General features: G+C 62.7%; 22 protein-coding genes, 1 tRNA gene and 1 pseudogene. 12 read left to right on the forward strand and 12 right to left on the reverse strand.

The annotated features are described in order from the left end of the window. Positions 1-114 precede the first annotated feature (114 nt). The 7 genes and pseudogenes from lptB to B5526_RS18575 form a co-directional block, all read right to left on the reverse strand. On the reverse strand, positions 115-1,131 hold the full coding sequence (gene lptB, locus B5526_RS18545) for an LPS export ABC transporter ATP-binding protein (protein WP_079540326.1): 1,017 nt from the start codon (positions 1,129-1,131) through the stop codon (positions 115-117). A 261-nt stretch (positions 1,132-1,392) separates the two neighbouring features. Continuing rightward, positions 1,393-1,788, reverse strand: a pseudogene (locus tag B5526_RS18550) (LptA/OstA family protein); the annotation flags it as partial. A 74-nt stretch (positions 1,789-1,862) separates the two neighbouring features. Then, positions 1,863-2,573 carry an LptA/OstA family protein gene (locus tag B5526_RS18555; RefSeq protein WP_244562001.1) on the reverse strand — a complete coding sequence of 237 codons (711 nt, stop codon included), beginning with the start codon at positions 2,571-2,573 and terminating at the stop codon, positions 1,863-1,865. Positions 2,574-2,578: 5 nt separating this feature from the next. Further along, entirely contained in the window at positions 2,579-3,334 is a 756-nt protein-coding gene (gene lptC / locus B5526_RS18560) for an LPS export ABC transporter periplasmic protein LptC (RefSeq protein ID WP_079540330.1), read from the reverse strand. 126 nt (positions 3,335-3,460) lie between these two features. Next, on the reverse strand, positions 3,461-4,075 hold the full coding sequence (locus B5526_RS18565; protein ID WP_079540332.1) for a ribonuclease D: 615 nt from the start codon (positions 4,073-4,075) through the stop codon (positions 3,461-3,463). Positions 4,076-4,188: 113 nt separating this feature from the next. Beyond that, positions 4,189-4,578 (reverse strand): DUF4267 domain-containing protein, encoded by a 390-nt coding sequence (locus B5526_RS18570; protein WP_079540335.1) that lies wholly within the window; start codon positions 4,576-4,578, stop codon positions 4,189-4,191. A gap of 65 nt (positions 4,579-4,643) precedes the next feature. Further along, complete coding sequence (locus B5526_RS18575) at positions 4,644-5,075, reverse strand: ester cyclase (RefSeq protein WP_079540338.1); 432 nt, start codon at positions 5,073-5,075, stop codon at positions 4,644-4,646. 136 nt (positions 5,076-5,211) lie between these two features. Here B5526_RS18575 and B5526_RS18580 point away from each other — a divergent pair, with 136 nt between their 5' ends. Then, a complete protein-coding gene (locus B5526_RS18580; protein ID WP_079540340.1) occupies positions 5,212-5,793 on the forward strand; it encodes a TetR/AcrR family transcriptional regulator in 582 nt (193 codons plus the stop codon). A gap of 26 nt (positions 5,794-5,819) precedes the next feature. On the opposite strand, the gene B5526_RS18585 is transcribed toward B5526_RS18580, so the two are convergent. Continuing rightward, a tRNA-Leu gene (locus tag B5526_RS18585) sits at positions 5,820-5,906 on the reverse strand. Positions 5,907-6,054: 148 nt separating this feature from the next. On the opposite strand from B5526_RS18585, the gene B5526_RS18590 reads away from it, so the two are divergent. Beyond that, positions 6,055-7,023 (forward strand): complex I NDUFA9 subunit family protein, encoded by a 969-nt coding sequence (locus B5526_RS18590; protein ID WP_079540342.1) that lies wholly within the window; start codon positions 6,055-6,057, stop codon positions 7,021-7,023. A gap of 40 nt (positions 7,024-7,063) precedes the next feature. Here the strand turns inward: B5526_RS18590 and B5526_RS18595 are convergent, their stop codons facing one another. After that, entirely contained in the window at positions 7,064-7,870 is an 807-nt protein-coding gene (locus B5526_RS18595) for an undecaprenyl-diphosphate phosphatase (RefSeq protein ID WP_079545096.1), read from the reverse strand. 213 nt (positions 7,871-8,083) lie between these two features. On the opposite strand from B5526_RS18595, the gene B5526_RS18600 reads away from it, so the two are divergent. The 3 genes from B5526_RS18600 to B5526_RS18610 all read left to right on the forward strand — a co-directional run bounded on the left by B5526_RS18600 (position 8,084) and on the right by B5526_RS18610 (position 10,874). Continuing rightward, positions 8,084-8,776, forward strand: a complete 693-nt coding sequence (locus tag B5526_RS18600; protein WP_079540344.1) for a glutathione S-transferase family protein — start codon at positions 8,084-8,086, stop codon at positions 8,774-8,776. Next, positions 8,725-9,924 carry a tRNA epoxyqueuosine(34) reductase QueG gene (gene queG, locus B5526_RS18605; protein ID WP_079540346.1) on the forward strand — a complete coding sequence of 400 codons (1,200 nt, stop codon included), beginning with the start codon at positions 8,725-8,727 and terminating at the stop codon, positions 9,922-9,924. The genes B5526_RS18600 and queG overlap by 52 nt, the downstream gene beginning before the upstream one ends. Positions 9,925-10,076: 152 nt before the next feature. Beyond that, entirely contained in the window at positions 10,077-10,874 is a 798-nt protein-coding gene (locus B5526_RS18610) for an acyl-CoA thioesterase domain-containing protein (RefSeq protein ID WP_079540348.1), read from the forward strand. A gap of 149 nt (positions 10,875-11,023) precedes the next feature. Here B5526_RS18610 and B5526_RS18615 read toward each other — a convergent pair whose 3' ends face one another. Continuing rightward, positions 11,024-11,812: an alpha/beta hydrolase gene (locus B5526_RS18615; RefSeq protein ID WP_079540350.1), complete on the reverse strand. Its 789-nt coding sequence runs from the start codon at positions 11,810-11,812 to the stop codon at positions 11,024-11,026. 275 nt (positions 11,813-12,087) lie between these two features. On the opposite strand from B5526_RS18615, the gene infC reads away from it, so the two are divergent. Further along, positions 12,088-12,627, forward strand: coding sequence for a translation initiation factor IF-3 (gene infC / locus B5526_RS18620; RefSeq protein WP_154071724.1), 540 nt, complete (start codon positions 12,088-12,090; stop codon positions 12,625-12,627). A gap of 133 nt (positions 12,628-12,760) precedes the next feature. On the opposite strand, the gene B5526_RS18625 is transcribed toward infC, so the two are convergent. Then, positions 12,761-13,195, reverse strand: a complete 435-nt coding sequence (locus B5526_RS18625; RefSeq protein ID WP_079540352.1) for a hypothetical protein — start codon at positions 13,193-13,195, stop codon at positions 12,761-12,763. Positions 13,196-13,459: 264 nt separating this feature from the next. On the opposite strand from B5526_RS18625, the gene rpmI reads away from it, so the two are divergent. Together rpmI and rplT are read left to right on the forward strand one after the other, a co-directional pair. Further along, positions 13,460-13,660, forward strand: a complete 201-nt coding sequence (rpmI, locus tag B5526_RS18630) for a 50S ribosomal protein L35 (protein ID WP_027563611.1) — start codon at positions 13,460-13,462, stop codon at positions 13,658-13,660. Between the two features lie 85 nt (positions 13,661-13,745). After that, positions 13,746-14,105: a 50S ribosomal protein L20 gene (gene rplT / locus B5526_RS18635; protein WP_029585523.1), complete on the forward strand. Its 360-nt coding sequence runs from the start codon at positions 13,746-13,748 to the stop codon at positions 14,103-14,105. A gap of 10 nt (positions 14,106-14,115) precedes the next feature. Here the strand turns inward: rplT and B5526_RS39600 are convergent, their stop codons facing one another. Next, a complete protein-coding gene (locus B5526_RS39600) occupies positions 14,116-14,733 on the reverse strand; it encodes a hypothetical protein (protein ID WP_349642739.1) in 618 nt (205 codons plus the stop codon). Positions 14,734-14,947: 214 nt separating this feature from the next. Between B5526_RS39600 and pheS the strand changes: the two genes are divergently transcribed. The 4 genes from pheS (at position 14,948) to B5526_RS18660 (ending at position 19,846) form a co-directional block, all read left to right on the forward strand. Then, on the forward strand, positions 14,948-16,030 hold the full coding sequence (gene pheS, locus B5526_RS18645; protein ID WP_079540354.1) for a phenylalanine--tRNA ligase subunit alpha: 1,083 nt from the start codon (positions 14,948-14,950) through the stop codon (positions 16,028-16,030). A 239-nt stretch (positions 16,031-16,269) separates the two neighbouring features. Beyond that, a complete protein-coding gene (locus B5526_RS18650; RefSeq protein WP_154071726.1) occupies positions 16,270-16,674 on the forward strand; it encodes an endonuclease domain-containing protein in 405 nt (134 codons plus the stop codon). Then, positions 16,671-19,079 carry a phenylalanine--tRNA ligase subunit beta gene (gene pheT, locus B5526_RS18655; protein WP_079540356.1) on the forward strand — a complete coding sequence of 803 codons (2,409 nt, stop codon included), beginning with the start codon at positions 16,671-16,673 and terminating at the stop codon, positions 19,077-19,079. Before B5526_RS18650 ends, pheT begins: the two co-directional genes overlap by 4 nt. After that, entirely contained in the window at positions 19,076-19,846 is a 771-nt protein-coding gene (locus tag B5526_RS18660) for a sulfite exporter TauE/SafE family protein (RefSeq protein ID WP_079540358.1), read from the forward strand. The genes pheT and B5526_RS18660 overlap by 4 nt, the downstream gene beginning before the upstream one ends. Positions 19,847-19,971: the final 125 nt, after the last annotated feature.

Raw genomic sequence — 19,971 nt, forward strand, 5'->3', positions numbered from 1 at the left:
AAGTTGGTCCGATTCTTGCTTAAACTAGTCCTGGGCCGATGTACACGGCTTGACGAATTGTAAAAATGGACTACAGGGCGATTTCGCGGCGAAGGTTAAAGGTTCGCGGCCAGGCTAGAGCCGGAACTCCTCGCCAAGGTAGAGACGGCGTACATCCGGGTCATTGACGATCTCATCCGGATTGCCCTCGGTCAAGATCTCTCCGGCGTAGACGATATAGGCGCGGTCGGTCAGTCCGAGCGTTTCCCGCACATTGTGGTCGGTGATCAGGACGCCGATGCCGCGATTGGTGAGATGGCGGACCAGATCCTGAATATCCCCCACCGCGATCGGATCGATACCGGCGAACGGTTCGTCGAGCAGCATGTAATTCGGGCGGGTCGCCAGCGCCCGGGCGATCTCGACGCGACGCCGCTCACCGCCCGAGAGCGCAATCGACGGCGTCTTGCGCAGCCTTGTGATGTTGAATTCGTCGAGCAGCGAATTGAGTTCCGCCTCGCGTTTTTTCCTCGAGGGTTCCACGACCTCGAGCACGGCGCGAATATTCTGCTCCACCGTCAGGCCGCGAAAGATCGAGGCTTCCTGCGGCAAGTAGCCGATGCCGAGACGGGCGCGCTGATACATCGGCAATTGCGTGACGTCGTGGCCATCGAGCTCGATGGCGCCGCGATCGGCCTTGATCAGGCCGGTGATCATGTAAAACACCGTGGTCTTGCCGGCGCCGTTCGGGCCGAGCAATCCGACCGCCTCACCGCGCCGGACATAGATGCTGACGCCGCGCACGACCTGGCGGGTGCCAAAACTCTTTTCCACGCTATGCACAGCCAGATAGCCTGCCCGATGCGTCAGGCGGGGCGCTGCGCCCGCGCCGTTGGTCTTGGGACGCGACGGCGCCGCCACCGCGGGCTGTGGCCGCGGCTTTTCGGCCCGGGGCGGCTCCGGTCTCAGCAATGGCGCATCGCGGGCAATCGGAGGCATCTCGCGCGCAATCGGCGGCGCGTCGCGCACCGGGCTCGTCAGCATCTCGCCGATGCTGTCGCCAAGGGCTGTGATATCGGCGCGCGAACGCGCAAACCCGGGTGCACTGCGTTTGACCGGGCGTCGACGGAACATGCCGAGTATATCCACCATCCCCGCTTAGCTCAGCCTTTCACGGTTAGCCCGCGACGTGCCCGCGGTGAATAGACAAGCTTGCAACATGAAGGAATGGATGTCCCTTGCCCAGCGAAACACCCTGCATCGAGAAGCAGATCGCCGCCGTCCCGCTGGGGTAGATACAGGCTCACGCCGTACCCTTCAACCTCGCCGCCTGTCGATAGCATATAAGCGATTGATATTATTTTGGTTTATTTGGGGCGCCAAATGACGGCAAGGGCGTTACCGAGCCGGGCGCCGGGTGTCGAATACCGCGGTCTTCCCGGTCACGACCTGATCCTTCTGGGTCACGACCACGCCGCCTCTCGCCTCCAACCGGCGTATCGACGAACTGCCGCCGGGACCGGGGGTCGCGGACTGGATTGGCGCGGCGGCCTTCGAATTGGCCGCCGGCGCAGCCGCGGGGGCTCCGGCCGATTCATAAAACACGACCAGCGTTTTCGAGGTCATGGTGGTGTCGCCCTGCACCACCTTCACATTGCCGGAGAAGGTTGCTTGTTTTTTCTTGTCGCGCATTTCAAGAGAGGCCGCCTCGATCTGGACCGGCTGGTCGCGATTTTGCGAAAAGCCTTGCATCGCATTGGGCACGCCCGTTCCAGCGCTCTGTGCAAAGGCTTGGCCGGCGGCGATCATCGCGATCGCGCAGGCACCATGCGCGATACGTTTTATCGCGGGGGCGAACACTGGGCCATCGCGGACCATCGATATTATTTCGGTTTATTTTGGTTGCTAGGACCCGGAGCCGGGGTCGCAGGCGCTGCGCCCGGGAGGAGCGGGCCGCCCTGTTGGCCGGAGGATTGAAACAGGCCCTGCACGCGGCCTGTGTCGGATTCGACCCGCGACACGCCTGTCGTCATGTCGACCAGCAGCCGGTCCCCACGCAGCACGTTTTTGCCCTGGGTCAGAACCACCCCGCCCAGCATGGTGATCAGGTTGGTCTTGGTGTCAAACACGGCGGTCTCCCCGGTCACGACCTGATCCTTCTGGGTGACGACCACGTTGCCCTTGGCCTCGAGCCTTTTTATCGACGAGGCGCCCTCGGGACCGGGGGTCGCGGCCTGCATCGGCGCCGCTTTCGGCGCGGCCTTGGTGTTGGCCGCGGGCGTCGCCTGCGAATTCGAATTCGATTCGTAGAACACCACCAGGATCTTTGACGTCATGGTGGTGTCGCCCTGCACCACCTTCACATTGCCGGAGAAGGTTGCTTCCTTTTTCTTGTCGCGCATCTCCAGCGTCGCGGCTTCGATCTGGATCGGCTGGTCGCGATTCTGCGAAAACCCCTGCATCGCATTGGGCACGCCCGTCACCGTGCTTTGCGCAAGCACTTCACCGCCGGCGATGGTCGCGAGCGCGAATGCGAGCGCCCAGGCGCCATTCAGGGTCCGCGATATAAGGGTGCTGCGCGGAAAAATCCTCATCAATGTCATTTCGGGTTTGAGGATTTGCTGGCCACTGACCGGGTCTTGGCGGGATGCGCCGCGGGCTCGGGCGCGGCGGGCGCGCTGGCAGCGGGCTGACTGGTTGCGGCCGAGTCGCCGAGCTTATCCACGTGCATCACGACATTGCCTTCGAACCGCACCACCTCGCCGCCCCCGGTAATCCTCAGCTTGTCGGCGGATATCGTTCCATCCGCCCATTTCACATCGACATGCTCTTCCGACGTCACCGTGCCCTTCCCCATGTCGACAAAGGCCTGGGTCAGCCACGCTTGGTAGCCCGTGGTGGTCTGCAAATAGATATCCTTGTGCAGGTCCAGCAACTGGTCCTTGCTGTCGAACAAGCCGTTGAGGGCGTCCAGCGTGACGGTGGACTGGTCTTCCATCAAAAGCTTGGCCCGCAGTTTCTTCAGATCGACATGATCCGGATCGGTCAAGTCCTGGGTCGCGGTTTTGGCCCAGAGTTCGTAGGGCCGCCGATCGGTGGTGTAGCCCGAGAGGTGCGGCGATTCCATGGTGATCTTGGTGCCGGAGACGACGAGGTTTCCGACGTCGAGCGGCAACTTGGGCAACAGCATCCGGAATGGATTGAAGATCGACACCGCGATGATCGCGGCCATTGACAGGATCACCGCCGCCGGGACCGCGACGCGCAGAACCCGCACCATCCGGCTGTGGCGCGCAGCGATTCTAAAGCGCGCCTCCATTCCGGCTTGATAGGCAGGATTCTGAACCGAATTCACCGCTGCTCCAGGGCGCGAGATGAGCCGCCATTCTACCCGGACTTGCCGGATAATGCAGCGGGGACCTCGCGTTACCAGTGTGACCGAAACGGGGCAGCGGACGCGGCAAAGCGCCGTTCCAGTTCCTTACGAATGGGCGAAAATGTCCTCGGTGTCCCAGCCCTGCAGATCGAGCTTGGCCCGCGTCGGCAGAAACTCGAAACAGGCTTGCGCCAGCCCCAAACGGCCCTCCCGCGCCAGCATCGCATCGAGGCGCTCGCGAAGCGCATGCAAATGCAGCACGTCGGAGGCCGCATACGCCAGTTGCGCCTCGCTCAGGCTTTGCGAACCCCAGTCGCTCGATTGCTGCTGCTTCGACATGTCGATGTTGAGCACCTCGCGCACCAGATCCTTCAGGCCATGGCGATCGGTGTAGGTGCGGGAGAGCCGCGAGGCGATCTTGGTGCAATAGAGCGGCTGGGGCATTACGCCGAAGGCGTTGTAGAGCACCGCGATATCGAACCGCGCGAAATGGAAGATTTTTGTCACCTTCGGATTGGCGAGCAGCGCCTTCAGGTTGGGCGCATCGGTGTGGTCCTTCGGAATCTGCACCACGTCGGCGCTGCCGTCGCCGTTCGACAGCTGCACCACGCAGAGCCGGTCGCGATGCGGATGCAGCCCCATGGTCTCGGTATCGATCGCGACAGAATCGGTGTAGCGGGTGAGATCGGGCAGATCGCCGCGATGCAGGCGTACGGTCATGTGGTCTTGGTCTCTCGGGCCTCGTCGAATCGACGCAATCTAGCGCCCAAACCTTAATGAGGCGAGCGCTCGGTGCGTTCCGGGGAACCGAAAGATGATGCGGCCTTGCGGGCTCAAACCCGGACCGAGCGAGCGCGCCACCAGAGCAGCGCGGCGGTGATCCCGAGAAGCGCGAGCGCGACCGGATGAACGGCGGGCGGGGTCACGCCGTTCAGCAATAGCACCGACATGTCGAACAACGGCAGCACCGCGGCTGCGGTCAAAAGGACGGCCAGCGCCGTCCATTGCCGCGAGAGCAGAAAAATCGCGCCTGAAACGGCGATGACGAGATTGCGGGACAGATAAACCCGGTAAAACAAGACGCCGGGAGCATCCGACACCGGCGCGCCGAATCGGGCAGACGCCGCCTGCGGATCGAAAAATCCGCGCAGCGACAGGGCCACGAAGCCAAGCAGCAACAGCGAGGTCAAGACGATAGCCGCGATATCGAGCGCCCTTTTCATGCTGGTTTCTCCCTCGCCTGCGTGAGAGTTTTGGGGGGACGTCGACCGCTCTGAGGCTGCCGGCGCTACTTGGCGCGGAGCTGCCCGATGGCGCTGAGCCAGTTTTCCATGTGGAAGGTTTTTGCGATTTTGCCGTCCCTGATGGTCTGGATATCGACCGCCATGATCCGAAAACTCTTGCCGGAATGCGGCACGCCGAACAGTTCGCCCGCGGGTGTGCCCGTGACCTCGCCGCGGACGACCACGCGATCGCCGGCGACCAGCACTTCCTTGATCTCGAATTTCATGTCCGGAATGGTGTTGGCAAAGTTCGAGACCACCTTGATCGAGGTCTCGCGGCCCCAGCACTCGCCCGCCAGATAGCCCGAGCAGGACTGATAGTCTTCGGTCAGGATTTGCTCCTGAATGGCCCTCACGTCGCCCCGGCCGGAAATGTTGAACAGACTGTACCAGGGCGCGATCACGCCGCGGGCTTGCTCTTCGGTGAGGCTGATCATGGGCTATTCCTGATGTTGGAGCGCGCTTCGAGGGCTCAAGCATGGTCCTGAGGGGAAGCCGCCATTCCTAGACTATGTATGTCATTCTACATATTATGAAGGTCGACATACCGATTTGCAACTGATATTTGCGAGCATGGCAAAAGCTTCTGATTCCAAAGGGAAAACACTGGCCGCGGCGGCGAAATTGTTTCGCCAGCAGGGTTATCACGGCACCGCGCTGCACGACATTCTGGCCGCCGGAGGCTCGCCGCGCGGGTCGCTTTATTTTCATTTCCCGAAGGGGAAAGAGCAGATTGGCGAGGCCGCCCTGACGCTTGCCGGTGAAGCCCTGCGCCAGGCCATCGCGCGGGCCGCCGACGCATCGGAGAGCGCCGAAATCTTTCTGGTGCGGCTCGTGCGCGGCATGGCGGCGGACCTCGAAGGCTCCGACTACAAGGAAGGCTGCCCGATCGCGACCACGGCGCTGGAGACCTCGGCGCAATCCGACGTCTTGGGAACCGCGACCCGCGTCGCGTTCCAGAAATGGGAGCTCGAGATCAAACGCGGACTGGAGCGCTTCGGCATGGCTTCAGGCGATGCCGATCTGGTCGCGACCATGGTTCTCAGCCAACTCGAAGGCGCGCTGTTGCTCGCGCGCACCTATCGCAGCCTCGAGCCGATCCGGCGCGCCGAGCGAGCGGTGAAGTTGTTGGCGCGGATCGGGGGATCGGAATGAAGTTGGGTTGTGGGCTTGGGCGCAAATGGTGCCCAGGAAAGGACTCGAACCTTCACGGCCGTTAAGCCACTGGCACCTGAAGCCAGCGCGTCTACCAATTCCGCCACCTGGGCCCGGGCCGGTTAGTACGGATGCGTCGCGCGCTTGTCAAATTGTTGAATCGCCGTCCAAATAAGCTGTACAGCACGGGCCCGATGGCGTATCGCGAAACCCTGAAAAGGCCCGCGATCTCGCGCATTTGACCCCAGGAAATTGACCCCCATGGCATCGAATCTGGACACCCTGATCACGGTTTTCGGCGGGTCGGGTTTTCTGGGACGACACGTGGTCCGCGCGCTGGCCAAGCGCGACTATCGCATCCGGGTCGCGGTGCGGCGACCGGAACTGGCCGGACATTTGCAGCCGCTCGGCAGGGTAGGCCAGATCCACGCCGTGCAGGCCAATCTGCGCTATCCGGCGTCGGTCGAGGCCGCGATGCGCGACTCGCACGCCGCCATCAATCTGGTCGGCATCCTGGCCGAGAGCGGCGCACAGAGCTTCGACGCAGTGCAGGCATTAGGCGCCGGCGCGGTGGCAAAGACCGCAGCTGCCGCCGGCGCGCGGATGGTGCACGTCTCCGCAATCGGCGCCGATGAGAATTCGCCCTCGAGTTACGCGCGCTCCAAGGCCGCCGGCGAGAAGGCGGTATTGTCGGCGGTCCCGTCGGCGACGATCCTGCGGCCTTCGGTGGTGTTCGGGCCCGAGGATCAATTCACCAACCGTTTTGCGGCGCTGGCAAGGATATCCCCGATGCTGCCGCTGATCGGCGGCGGCCTGACAAAACTCCAGCCGGTCTATGTCGGCGACGTCGCGACCGCGGTTGCGGATGCCGTCGACGGCAAGACGAAGCAAGGCGCGGCGTATGAGCTCGGCGGTCCGGAAGTGCTGACCATGCGCGAGATCATGGAGATCATCCTTTCGACCATCGAACGCCGGCGCATGCTGGTCTCGCTGCCGTTCGGGCTCGCCAAACTTCAGGCGTTGTTCCTGCAGTTCGCGCCGGGGCCGCTCAAACTGACGCCGGATCAGGTCGAGCTGTTGCGCTCTGACAATGTGGTCTCAAGCGCGGCAAAGCACGCCGACCTGACCCTGGAAGCATTGGGGATTGCGCCCGATTCGCTGGAGGCGATCGCGCCGCAATATCTCTGGCGCTTCCGCAAGACCGGACAGTTTCAGCACAACGGCGCGTAACGTCGTCCCCGCTTTTCGCGGGGGCGACGGAGAGAAAATCTTACCTTCCCATCGCCAGCGCGATCAGGCCGAGCGTGCCGACGATGACGCGCCACCACGCGAACACCGCAAAGCCGTGGCGGGTGACGTAGCTCAGGAACGTTTTCACCACGATGATCGCGGTGATGAACGACACCACGAAACCGATCGCGATGATGCCCAGATGATCGCTCGTCATCTCGGCGCGGTTCTTGTAGAAATCGTAGGCGAATGCGCCGACCATGGTCGGGATCGCCAGGAAGAACGAAAACTCCGCCGCCGCGCGCTTGTCGGCCCCGAGCAGCATCGCTGCCACAATGCTGGCGCCGGAACGTGACACGCCGGGGATCATCGCAAAGCACTGCGCGATGCCGATATAAAGATACATCAGCAGCGGAAATTTCGTCGCATCGTGTTCGTGAGGCTTATGATCGAGCTGATCGACCCATAACAATATCGCGCCACCGACGATCAGCGAAAAGCACACCACCCACGGATTGAACAGGACTTCCTTGATGTATTTCCCGGCAGCCAGACCGATCACAACCGCGGGCAGGAACGCCACCAGCACGCCGATGACGAAACGCCGGTCGTCGGGATTGGAGAACATGCCGAGCGCGATCCGCCACAATTTGCCAAAATAGATCACGAGGATGGCCAGGATCGCGCCGAGCTGGATCAGCACCGTAAAACTGTTCCAGAAACTGCCCTCGCCGAGATTGAAGAAGCGTTCCGCCAGCAACAGATGGCCCGTCGAGGAGACAGGCAGGAATTCCGTGACACCTTCGATGATACCGAGAATCACAGCTCGTAGTGCATCAGACATCATGACCTGGTCCATTTGTTCGATATCGACCGAAAAAAGCCGGGTTCTTCTCGCTCATTCGCCTCTCTACCGCAATCGCAAAAAACATTAAAACATAGGTTGCCTCATTCGTGTGCTTAGGTAGTTTGCCGCATTGTTGCGGCATATCTGTGCTGCCTTTCTTTGCTGCCTCGGGCGGTGGGAATTTCTTAAGCACCGCGAGATACCAAGGGCTTCATGTTCACGCTGTTTCATCATTCGTTCTGTCCGCATTCGCGCTTCATCCGCCTTGCGCTCGGCGAGCACGGGCTCGAGATGCGGCTGGTGGAAGAGCGGGCCTGGGAACGGCGCGAGGCGTTTTTGGCGCTCAACCCCGCCGGCACCACGCCGGTGTTGACCGCCGAAGGTCAACCGCCGATTCCGGGCGCCGGGCTGATCGCCGAATATCTCGACGAAACCCATGGCGCCGATTTGGGCGAACGGCGGCTGTTGCCCTCAGTGATGGCCGAGCGCATCGAGGTGCGCCGGTTGATGGCGTGGTTCAACGAGAAATTTTTCGAGGAAGCCTCCAATCCCCTGGTCACCGAGCGCATCTACAAGCGCTTCATGAGCGAGCAGAATGGCGGGGGAGCGCCGGCGGCAGATGTGATCCGCGCGGCGAAGGCAAATGTGCGCTATCATCTGGCCTATATCGGCTGGCTCGCGAAGACGCGGAATTTCCTGGCCGGCGACCGGCTGACCTATGCGGACCTCGCCGCCGCGGCGCATCTTTCGGCGATCGATTATCTGGGCGACGTGCCATGGATCGAGGACGACGCGGCAAAGGCGTGGTACGCGCGGATCAAATCCCGCCCGTCGTTCCGCCCGCTGTTGAGCGAATGGCTGGCGGGCGTGCCGGCGTCGCGCACTTACGTGGATCTCGACTTCTGAACGCAAATGACCGCGCCGACCTGAAAGCCGCGCTCGCACGCGAAGCGCGCGCGCTGGGATTCGATTGCACAGGCGTCACCGCTTCCGACGCGATTGCCAATGCCGCAAAACATTTCCGCGACTTTCTTGACGCCGGCGCGCATGCCGACATGGACTGGCTCGCCGCGCATCCGGAGCGCCGCGCCGATCCGCGCGTGCTGTGGCCTGATGTACGCTCGGTGATCATGCTCGGCGTCAATTACGGGCCCGACGAAAATCCGCTGGCGATCCTCGCGCAGCGCACGCGCGGCGCGATCTCGGTCTATGCGCAAGGCGACGATTATCACGATCTGATCAAGAAGCGCCTGAAAGCGCTGGCGCGGTGGCTGGTCGCGACCGCAGGCGGCGAGGTCAAGGTGTTCGTCGATACCGCTGCGGTGATGGAAAAGCCGTTGGCGCAGGCGGCAGGATTGGGCTGGCAGGGCAAGCACACTAATCTTGTTTCGCGCGAATTCGGCTCCTGGCTGTTTCTGGGAGCGATTTTCACCACACTCGACCTGCCGCGCGACCAGGCCGACAGCGACCATTGCGGCTCATGCCGGGCCTGCCTCGATGTCTGCCCGACGGCGGCGTTTCCCGCGCCCTACAGGCTCGATGCCCGGCGCTGCATCTCCTATCTCACCATCGAGAACAAGGGCCCGATCCCGCACGAATTTCGCAAAGCAATCGGCAACCGCATCTATGGCTGCGACGATTGTCTCGCGGTGTGTCCATGGAATAAATTCGCGCAGGCCGGCCGCGAGACAAAACTCGCCGCACGCGACGAATTGCGCGGGCCTGGACTAGCCGACCTCGCCGCGCTCGACGACGCGGCATTTCGCGCGCGATTCACGAAATCGCCGGTCAAACGCATCGGCCGCGACCGCTTCGTGCGCAACGTGCTGATCGCGATTGGCAATTCGAACGATGGCGCGTTGGCCGCCGTAGCCGAGAGGTTGCTGGATGACGAGAGCCCGCTGGTGCGGGGCGCTGCGGTGTGGGCGCTGTCGCAATTGATGGGGCGAGAAGCGTTTTGCGAACTCGCGGCGAAGGCGGTGGTCACGGAAGTTAATGGCGGCGTGATTGAAGAGTGGCGGCTGGCAAGCACCGCCGCCTGCCCCTCATCCTGAGTAGCGCGCTCTCGCGCGCGTCTCGAAGGATTGAGGCCACCGGCGGGGGCCTCATGGTTCGAGACGGCGCAAGAGCGCCTCCTCACCATGAGGGTTACCGCTTCGCTCGGCCCTTGATTTATAGGCACAAATTCCGTCATGGTCCCTTACCCATGACAAACCTGCCTTTCTTCACAACAGACGGCGACGCCTTCATTCCGACCAAGGTCGCGAACGGACCGTGGGACCCGAATTCGCTGCATGGCCGGGTCATCATCGGGCTATTGGCTTTCGTGATCGAACAGCGTCACGGCGGCGACGATTTCGTGCCGGCACGCCTCACGGTGGACATGTTCCGGCTGCCTAATTTGTCGCCGGTCGAGGTCAAGACAAAACTCGTCCGCGACGGCCTGCGGCTCAAATTGGTCGAAGCCGATTTCCTCAGCGGCGGCGTCGCCATGGCGCGCGCCTCCTGCCAACTGCTGCGGAAAGCCGAGAACGCGCCGGGCCGGATCTGGTCGCTGCCGAACTGGGCGGTGCCTGCGCCGGCCGACATCGCGGTGCCGGACAATCCGCGGCTCGACATGCACGGCAAATGGACCACCCGGCCGATCGTGGGCGCGATGGGCACGCTCGGCCCGCGGCAACTGTGGATGAGCGAAGTCCGCGACCTGGTCGAGGGCGCGCCGCTGACGCCGTTCGTGCGGGCCGCGTTGGCGGCGGATTTCGCGAGCCCCTTTGCCAACGCCGGCGATCAGGGCCTCGGCTATATCAATAGCGACGTCACGCTCTATCTGCATCGCCTGCCGGTAAAGGAATGGATCGGATTCGAAGTGGTGAACCACCAGTCCGCCGACGGCGTCGCGATCGGCGAGTGCTTTCTGTACGACCAGCAGGGCCCGATCGGGTCGGCCACGGTCGCAGCCCTGGCGCAGCGCAAGCCGATGACATCGGTGGCGCCGCGTCCGTAGAGCGTCATGCCCCGCGAAGGCGGGGCATCCAGTATTCCAGAGAACTCCGTGATGAATTGAGATGTCACGGCGTACTGGATCGTCCGCTTTCGCGGACGATGACGGTCTCGTTGTGGAAAGCGTCTCGAACAATGACGACGGTCAGAATCTCACCCGATCTCCTTAACCGCCGCCAACATTCGCGCGATGTCCTGCGGCCGCGACAGCCGGTGATCGCCGTCCTGGATCATGGTCAGCACGACGTCGTCCTTGGGCAGCCGATGCGCCAGCGCAAACGCATGTTGCCAGGGCACGTCCGGATCCTGCGCGCCCTGGAGGATGCGAACCGGGCAACCGACGTCGATGGCGCTGCCGAGCAACAGATGATTGCGGCCCTCTTCGATCAGCGCGCGCGTGATCGGATAGGGCTCGCCATATTGCGAGGGCCGCAGCCACACACCCTCGGTCTCGATCTCGTTTTTGACTTCGGGTGAAAAGCCGTTCCACATCAGCACTTCGGTGAAATCCGGCGCCGGCGCGATCAGCACCAGGCCGGCTACCGTCGTACGGCTCGCCGCGCGTTTTGCCATCTCGCGCGCGAGCAATAGCGCCATCCAGCCGCCCATCGACGAGCCGATCACCACCTGCGGGCCGGCGCAAAACTGATCGAATACAGCGATACTCTCTTCCAGCCAGCGCCCGATAGTGCCGTCGACGAAGGCGCCGCCGGATTCGCCATGGCCGGAATAATCGAACCGCACGCAGGCGCGGCCCTGCTCGGCAGCCCAGGCGTCCAGCGCCAGGGCCTTGGTGCCCTGCATGTCCGAATTGAATCCGCTCAACCAGAACAGCCCGGGCGTGGCGCCTTCGCGGGCGCGCACGGCAATGCGGCGTGCCGCGGCATCCTTGCCGACCTCGATGAAGGCCGGCGGCTGCGAGGGGGTGGCGGTTTCGGTCATGAGAGTGTCACTTTGGTTTCGCTGCTGTTTGAGTGAGCACACACGATCCGTCAACGGACGCCAATACCGTCTTTAAGGCTGCCGCGACGCTTGCGGAACGCAGCCTTGCCCTCTATGTGGGCTGGTCTGAACATTCGGTCCCTGTCAGCGTTGTTTGGCGTGACCAAAATGCCTCGCATTTAATGGTTTTGGCACGCGGACTTGCGAGTTTGCTTGCCCCTATCGCCTTATTCCTTCAAACTATCGGCTTCGTTCACAACCTTGGAGAGTTACCCATTCGCCGTCCCAACAGAGCCCCGCCCGCTGCCACCAAAGACGGGCCGCGCACCAATGATGAAATCCGCAACGCACAGGTCCAGCTGATCGATCAGAACGGCACCAACCACGGCACCGTGGAGACGGTGGCTGCCGTAAAGATGGCGCTCGAAGCCGGGATGGACCTTGTCGAGATTTCGCCGAATACCAATCCTCCCGTCTGCAAGATCATGGACTACGGGAAGTTCAAATATTCGGCCCAGAAGAAGGCCGCCGAGGCCCGCAAGAAGCAGAAGGTCGTCGAGATCAAGGAAATCAAGCTGCGGCCGATGATCGACGACCACGATTACGACGTGAAAATGAGAGCGATGCAGCGGTTTTTCGAGGAAGGCGACAAGGTCAAGGTCACCTTGCGCTATCGCGGCCGCGAAATGGCGCATCAGGAAATCGGCACCAAGCTCCTAGACAAGGTCAAGAGCGACGTCGCCGAGATCGCCAAGGTCGAGCAGGACGCGCGTTTCGAGGGTCGTCAAGTCGTGATGGTTCTGGCGCCACGCTGATTCGCAAACGGCGATTGCATTTGTTGATTTGGAACACGGCCCGCCGGACGACCAGCGGGCCGATTTCTTTCGCCCTCAATGCTGTTCCCCGGACGAAGCGCAGCTGCACCGCGTCCGGGACACGAGATTTTGTTTAGCTGCGCGTCGCCTGCCAGGTGCCGCTGCAACGGTCGCCGGAAATGATCCCGCTCCAGCGGCCGACGCCCGCATTGCCGGCCAGCCGGCCGCTGCCGCTCGCCTTGGATGCGCCGACCGATATTTGGACGGAAACGGCGCCGCTCCGGCCGATGCCGCCGGTCACCTTGCCGCCGCCGGCCGACGAAACGCGCGTGCCCGTCACGGTGAACGGAACGCTGTTGGTTGAGCTGCAATTGCCCGCCTGGGTGGCAAACACCACGTTCCAGGTGCCGTCATAGGCCCCTCCGCGAACCATCCGGGCCGCCGGCGCGGCGTCGACGGTTTTGGGAGCGGCAATGGCGGCCAGCGCGGCCGCGACAAAGATCCACCGCACGGCGTGAATCGGCTTGAAATTGGCAAAAACGGCAATCGATTGGATTGATATCGTCATTTTCCTTGGCCTCTTTGGCTGCGCCGCAAGCCGGCGCCAGGCATAGGTCGAGGGACATTGCTCCGCGGTTCACCGTTGCCAATCGCCGCTCTCTCTGCCATAAGCGCGGACTTCATCGCCCGGCTGATCAAGGGCTGCCGTGGCGATGTTTTTGCGGGCTGTTTCGCTTAGGAAATAGCCGAGCATTTTCAACGCTCTAACGAGCATTTTAGCCGCGAAAGCGCCCCTTTGGGCGCGTTTTTCCTGCGGCAACAGGAGAGCCAAATGCCCAAGCTGAAGACCAAGTCAGGCGCTAAAAAGCGCTTCAAGGTGACTGCCACCGGCAAAGTGATGGCCGCGCATGCGGGCAAGCGCCACGGCATGATCAAGCGGACCAAGAAGCAGATTCGTCAGCTTCGCGGCACCCGCGTGCTGTTCAAGACCGACGGCGACAACATCAAGAAGTATTTCTTGCCGAACGCCTGATCGCAACAGCGATCACTGTTTTGATTTGCCGAGCCGCGTCCGCGCGGCGATCCGTCACCCATTTTAGAAATCAAGGATACAAGTCATGTCTCGCGTCAAACGCGGTGTGACCTCTCACGCCAAGCACAAGAAAGTCTACAAGGCCGCCAAAGGCTTTTACGGCCGCCGCAAGAACACCATCCGCGCCGCCAAGGCCGCCGTCGAGAAGGCCGGGCAATACGCCTTTCGCGACCGCAAGCGCAAGAAGCGCACGTTCCGCGCGCTGTGGATTCAGCGCCTCAACGCCGCGGTGCGTCCGTTCGGCATGACCTACAGCGTGTTTATCAACGGCCTGTCCAAATCGGGCATCACGGTCGACCGCAAGGTGCTCTCGGACCTCGCCATCAACGAGCCGGCGGCGTTCCAGGCGATCGCCGAAAAGGCCAAGGCCGCGCTGGCGGCCTGAAACCAGGGCGTTAGCGGGGCCGCGAAGGTTGAGCCGCTTTCAGCGCCCTGCGCGAGTAACGCTGGGCGACATCGGCCCGGCAAAAGGCGGTGAACGACAGATACATGGTGCCGGACTCGTTCCGGTATTTTCGGTCGCAGACCCGCATTTCGCGTTGATAGAGGCGTCTCTGGAGATCCTTCAGTCGAGCAAAAAAGTCGCCTTCGCATTTCTTCTCGACGACGGCGCCCAGGCCAATGTCGCCGCTGGCGCCGAATTCGCAGGCCTCGAATATCTTCATCGCGCGGTCGCAGCTCGGAGCCTCCTTCAGCGCCACGACGATGTCGTCGAACTGCGTCGACTTGGCCGGGCACGCTTCCGGTAGTGGCGATTTGGCGGCCTCGGCGTCGCACTTCTTCTTGATGATGGCGCTTAACTCATCGGCGCGGCGGGAGGCATATTCGCAGGCATCCAATACGGGGCCGCTGGCGCCCTGACACAGCGCCAGGTCGCTGTTCAGGCCGCTGCTGTCTTCGTACCGGCAGGCCTCGAATATCTGGTTTGCTTTTAGGCAGCTCGGGGCCTTGTTCAGCGCGGCAGCGATGTCCTCGAAACGGGTCGATTTGGCCGGGCAGTCTCCCGCTTGCACCGATGGGCGGCCAGTGACAAGGCGACAGCCAGGCCGGCCAGGCAAAGCTTAGAGCGCATCGCATGTTCCCTACTCGAACAAAGCTTGGTGCGGAGACGGTCGAGAGGGGTTCAAAAAGCGCGGAACCATCGATCCCGAATTCGCGGCTTTTTGCTTGACCTTTCGGCCCCGGCGCGGCCACAACCAGCGGCCTTTTGGAAGTAGAGATTGATCCATGACCGACCTCGCAACGCTTGAAGAAACCATTCTCGGCCAGATCGCCGCCGCCAATGATGAGGCGGCGCTGGAGGCCGTGCGGGTCGCGTCGCTCGGCAAGAAGGGCTCGATCTCGGCACTATTGGCAACGCTCGGCAAGATGTCGCCGGACGAACGCAAGACCGAAGGCGCCAAAATCAACCTGGCCAAGGATGCCGTGACCGAGGCGCTGGCCGCGCGGCGCGAAATATTGAAATCCGCCGCATTGGATGCGCGGCTTTCGACCGAGACCATCGATGTCACGCTGCCGGTGCGCGAGGCGCCCGCCGAAGCGGGCCGGACTCATCCGCTCAGCCAGGTCTTCGAGGAGGTCAACACCATCTTTGCCGACATGGGATTTGCCGTCGCCGAAGGCCCCGACATCGAAACCGACGATTACAATTTTACAAAACTGAATTTCCCGGAGGGCCATCCGGCGCGGGAGATGCACGACACGTTTTTCTTCAATCCGAAGCCCGACGGCTCGCGGATGCTGTTGCGCACCCATACCTCGCCGGTGCAGGTGCGCACCATGCTGACCCAAAAGCCGCCGATCCGCATCATCTGCCCGGGCCGCACCTATCGCATCGATTCGGACGCCACCCACACGCCGCAGTTTCACCAGGTCGAGGGCCTCGTGATCGACAAGGGCTCGCATCTCGGCCACCTCAAATGGATCCTGCACGAGTTCTGCAAGGCCTTCTTCGAGGTCGATCACATCAACATGCGCTTCCGCCCGTCGTTCTTTCCCTTCACCGAGCCGTCGCTGGAAGTCGATATCCAGTGCCGGCGCGACAAAGGCGAGATTCGTTTCGGCGAAGGCGAAGACTGGCTGGAGATTCTGGGCTGCGGCATGGTACATGCGAACGTGCTGCGCGCCTGCGGCATCGATCCCGACGTCTACCAGGGTTTTGCCTGGGGCATGGGCATCGACCGCATCGCGATGCTGAAATACGGCATGTCCGATCTGCGGCAATTGTTCGAAAGCGACGTGCGCTGGCTCAATCACTACGGCTTCAAGCCGCTCGAGGTCCCAACCCTCGCGGGAGGATTGAGCTCGTGAATTTGGTCGCGGTTGAGTTCGTGGCTCTCATGAAGACTGCCGTCGCTGAGAGAGCCCCCACCCTAGCCCTCCCCCGCAAGCGGGAGAGGGAACGCACTAATCTTGGGGCGAACAACAGTGCATCCATTCGGCGAAGTGAGCCCCCTCTCCCGCTTGCGGGGGAGGGTTGGGGTGGGGGTGTCGCCGCATCGGAGGTCTCGAAGGACGAAAAGAAGCCGAACTGGAAGGTCTCTTCCAAATTGCGGTCCAACGCGCGGGCTCTCAGAAAAAATTCCACCGACGCCGAACGAATACTTTGGTCCGAGCTTGGCGATCACCGCTTGATCGGCGCCAGCTTCCGGCGACAAGTCCCGATCGCAAACTATATCGCCGACTTCGTGTGCCATGCTGCAAAGCTCGTGATTGAGCTCGATGGCGGACAACATTTTTCTGATCAGGCCGAGCAGGCTGACGCTGCACGCTCAGCTACCATCGAGACCCGAGGCTTCATGGTTCTGCGCTACGGCAATCACGACGTCATGAGCAATCGGGCTGGCGTTCTCGAAACAATCGCCGCCGCCGTCGCGGAGAGAGCCCCCACCCTGACCCTCCCCCGCAAGCGGGAGAGGGGACAAGAGAAGCCTGCCGGGAAACGATCCTCATGAAATTCACCCTCTCCTGGCTCAAGGAGCATCTCGACACCGACGAGCCGCTGGAAAAACTCGCCGACAAGCTCACGATGATCGGGCTCGAGGTCGAGAGCATCGAGGACAAGGCGACGGCGCTGGCACCATTCATCGTTGCGCGCGTCATTTCGGCCGAGCAGCATCCGAATGCGGATCGTTTGCGGGTCTGCATGGTCGATCCCGGCAACGGTGCCGCACCGGTGCAGGTGGTCTGCGGCGCGCCGAATGCGCGCGCCGGGCTTGTCAGCGTGTTCTCGCCGCCCGGAACTTTCATTCCCGGCAAGAACATCACGCTCGGCGTCGGCACCATTCGCGGCGTCGAGAGCCGCGGCATGCTGTGCTCGGCGGCCGAACTGCAGATCTCCGAGGATCACGACGGCATCATGGAGCTGCCGGCCGGCGCTCCGATCGGTGCGCCTTACGCCGAATGGGCCGGGCTCGGCGATCCCGTGCTGGAGATCAACCTGACGCCGAACCGGCAGGATTGCACCGGCGTGCACGGCATCGCCCGCGATCTTGCGGCCGCCGATATGGGCAAGTTCAAGGACCCGGCGATCCGCCCGATCAAAGGCGAATTCCCCTGCCCGGTGCAGGTCACGATCGAGGACCCGAAATTATGTCCGGGTTTTGCGCTTCGTCTGGTGCGCGGCGTCAAGAACGGGCCGTCGCCGGAATGGCTGCAGAAGCGCCTCACCTCGATCGGCTTGCGGCCGATCAATGTGCTGGTCGATATCACCAATTTCATGACCTACGACCGCGCCCGGCCGCTGCATGTGTTCGACGCGGCGAAAGTGAAGGGCAATCTCACCGTGCGCCACGCCCGCGACGGCGAGACGCTGCTGGCGCTCGACGGCCGCACCTACACGCTCGACAGCACGATGTGCGTCATCGCCGACGATCACGGCGTCGAATCGCTCGCCGGCGTCATGGGCGGCGAAGCTTCCGGCTGCTCGGAAGAGACCACCGACGTGCTGATCGAATCGGCGCTGTGGAACGAGATCAACATCGCCCAGACCGGCCGCAAGCTCGGCATCAATTCGGACGCGCGCTATCGTTTCGAGCGCGGCGTCGATCCGGCCTTCATGGTGCCCGGCCTCGAGATGGCGACAAGACTGGTGATGGAGATGTGCGGCGGCACGCCATCGGAAAATGTCGTGGTCGGCAAAACCTTCGGCGACGACCGCGTGATCGATTTTCCGCTTCAAGAAGTGAAGCGCCTCGCCGGCATCGACGTGCCGCTGCCCGAGGTGAAAATGATCCTCACCCGTCTCGGCTTCATGGTTGCCGGCAACGGCCCGGCGTTGAAGATCGCGGTGCCGTCCTGGCGCACCGATGTGCACGGCAAGGCCGATATCGTTGAGGAGATCGTGCGTATTGTCGGCGTCGACAAGGTGCCGATGACGCCGTTCGAGCGCGGCGACGCGCCGCGCAAGCCGGTGCTGAGCCCGATCCAGCTGCGCACCCGCCGCGCCAAGCGCGCGCTTGGCGCGCGCGGCATGGTCGAGGCGGTGACGTGGTCGTTCATCTCAAAGCCGGCCGCCGAATTGTTCGGCGGCGGCCAGAGTGAGCTCGCGCTCGCCAATCCCATTGCGTCTGACATGTCCGACATGCGGCCGAGCCTGTTGCCCGGTCTGGTCACGGCGGCCCAGGCGAATTCCGATCGCGGTTTTGCGGATGTGGCGCTGTTCGAGGTCGGACAGATCTTTAGAGGCGACCGACCGGACGATGAGCTAATCGCGGCATCCGGCGTTCGCCACGGCTTTGCGTCCTCAAAGGGGGTAGGGCGGCACTGGTCCGGCTCGGCCATGGCCGACGCGCTCGACGCCAAGGCCGATGCGTTCGCGGTGCTGTCAGCCGCCGGCGCGCCGATGCAGGCGCTGCAGGCCATACCCGGCGGCCCGGACTGGCTGCACCCCGGACGATCCGGCACCATCCAGATCGGTCCGCAGAACGTGCTGGGCTATTTCGGCGAATTGCATCCCCGCGCGCTGGAAGCGCTGCGCGCTGATGGCCCGCTGATGGCGTTCGAGGTGATCCTCGACCGGATTCCGGAAGCCAAACGGCGGCCGACCCGCGCCAAGCCTGTGCTCGAGCTGTCGCCGTTCCAGCCGGTGTCGCGCGATTTCGCCTTCATCGTCGATCGCAGCGTCAAGGCCGGCGACATTGTCCGCGCGGCGCAAGGCGCGGACAAGAAGCTGATCACCGATGTCAGCGTGTTCGACGTCTATGAAGGCAAGGGCATCGAGGACGGCAAGAAATCCATCGCGATTGCGGTGACGATCCAGCCGCGTGAAAAGACCCTGACCGATCAGGAGATCGAGGCGGTCGCCGCCAAGATCGTAGCCGAGGTGACAAAGAAGACCGGCGGCGTGCTTCGCGGATGAACCCTTCTGGCATCATCCCGGCCGATGTCAGCCTCAACGCCGCCATCGCGATCTGCGCGATTGCTTTTGTCTCGGGGACGGCGCGCGGATTTTCCGGTTTCGGCTCGGCGCTGATCTTCATGCCCTTGGCAAGCAGCCTGGCGGCGCCGCGCCTGGTCGCGGCCTTATTGCTCATCATCGATTTCGTCGCCGCCGCGCCGCTGGTTCCCAATGCGTGGAAACAGGCGGATCGCAGGGCAACCGCGGTGATGGTGCTCGGCGCCCTGATCGGCGTGCCGATCGGTACGTACTTCCTCAGCCGCCTCGAGCCGGTGACGACGCGCTGGATCATCTCCGGCTTCGTGTTTGCGCTCTTGCTGCTGCTGTTGTCGGGCTGGCGTTATCGGGGAAAAGACCATGCTGCGCTTTCGATCGGCATCGGCAGCTTGTCCGGCTTCTGCAGTGGGCTGGCGCAAACCGGCGGACCGCCGATCGTGGCCTATTGGCTCGGCCGGCCGATTTCGTCAGTGATCGCGCGCGCCAACATCCTGTTGTTTTTCGGCGCTTCCGACTTCTTCTCCGCCGTGAGCTACGCGCTCACCGGATTGATCACTGCGGACGCCATCCGATTTTCATGTCTGGTCGGCCCGGTCTATGGCATCGGCGTCTGGTTCGGCGCGCAACTATTCGGCCGCGCCAGCGAGACGCTGTTCCGTGCGATCTGCTACGCCCTGATCGCAGCGGCTGTCATCATCGGCCTGCCGGTGCTCGATGGCGTGCTGCGCTAGCGCATGATCCGGAAAAGTGGGTACCGGTTTTCCGAAAAGATCATGCTCGAACAAAAAGATAGAGCGGGATGACGATTCGAAGAAAAATCATCACGCTCTAGTCTGCGCCTCCGGCCGCGCCTCTC

It is taken from the genome of Bradyrhizobium lablabi, assembly GCF_900141755.1.
Taxonomy (GTDB): domain Bacteria; phylum Pseudomonadota; class Alphaproteobacteria; order Rhizobiales; family Xanthobacteraceae; genus Bradyrhizobium; species Bradyrhizobium lablabi_A.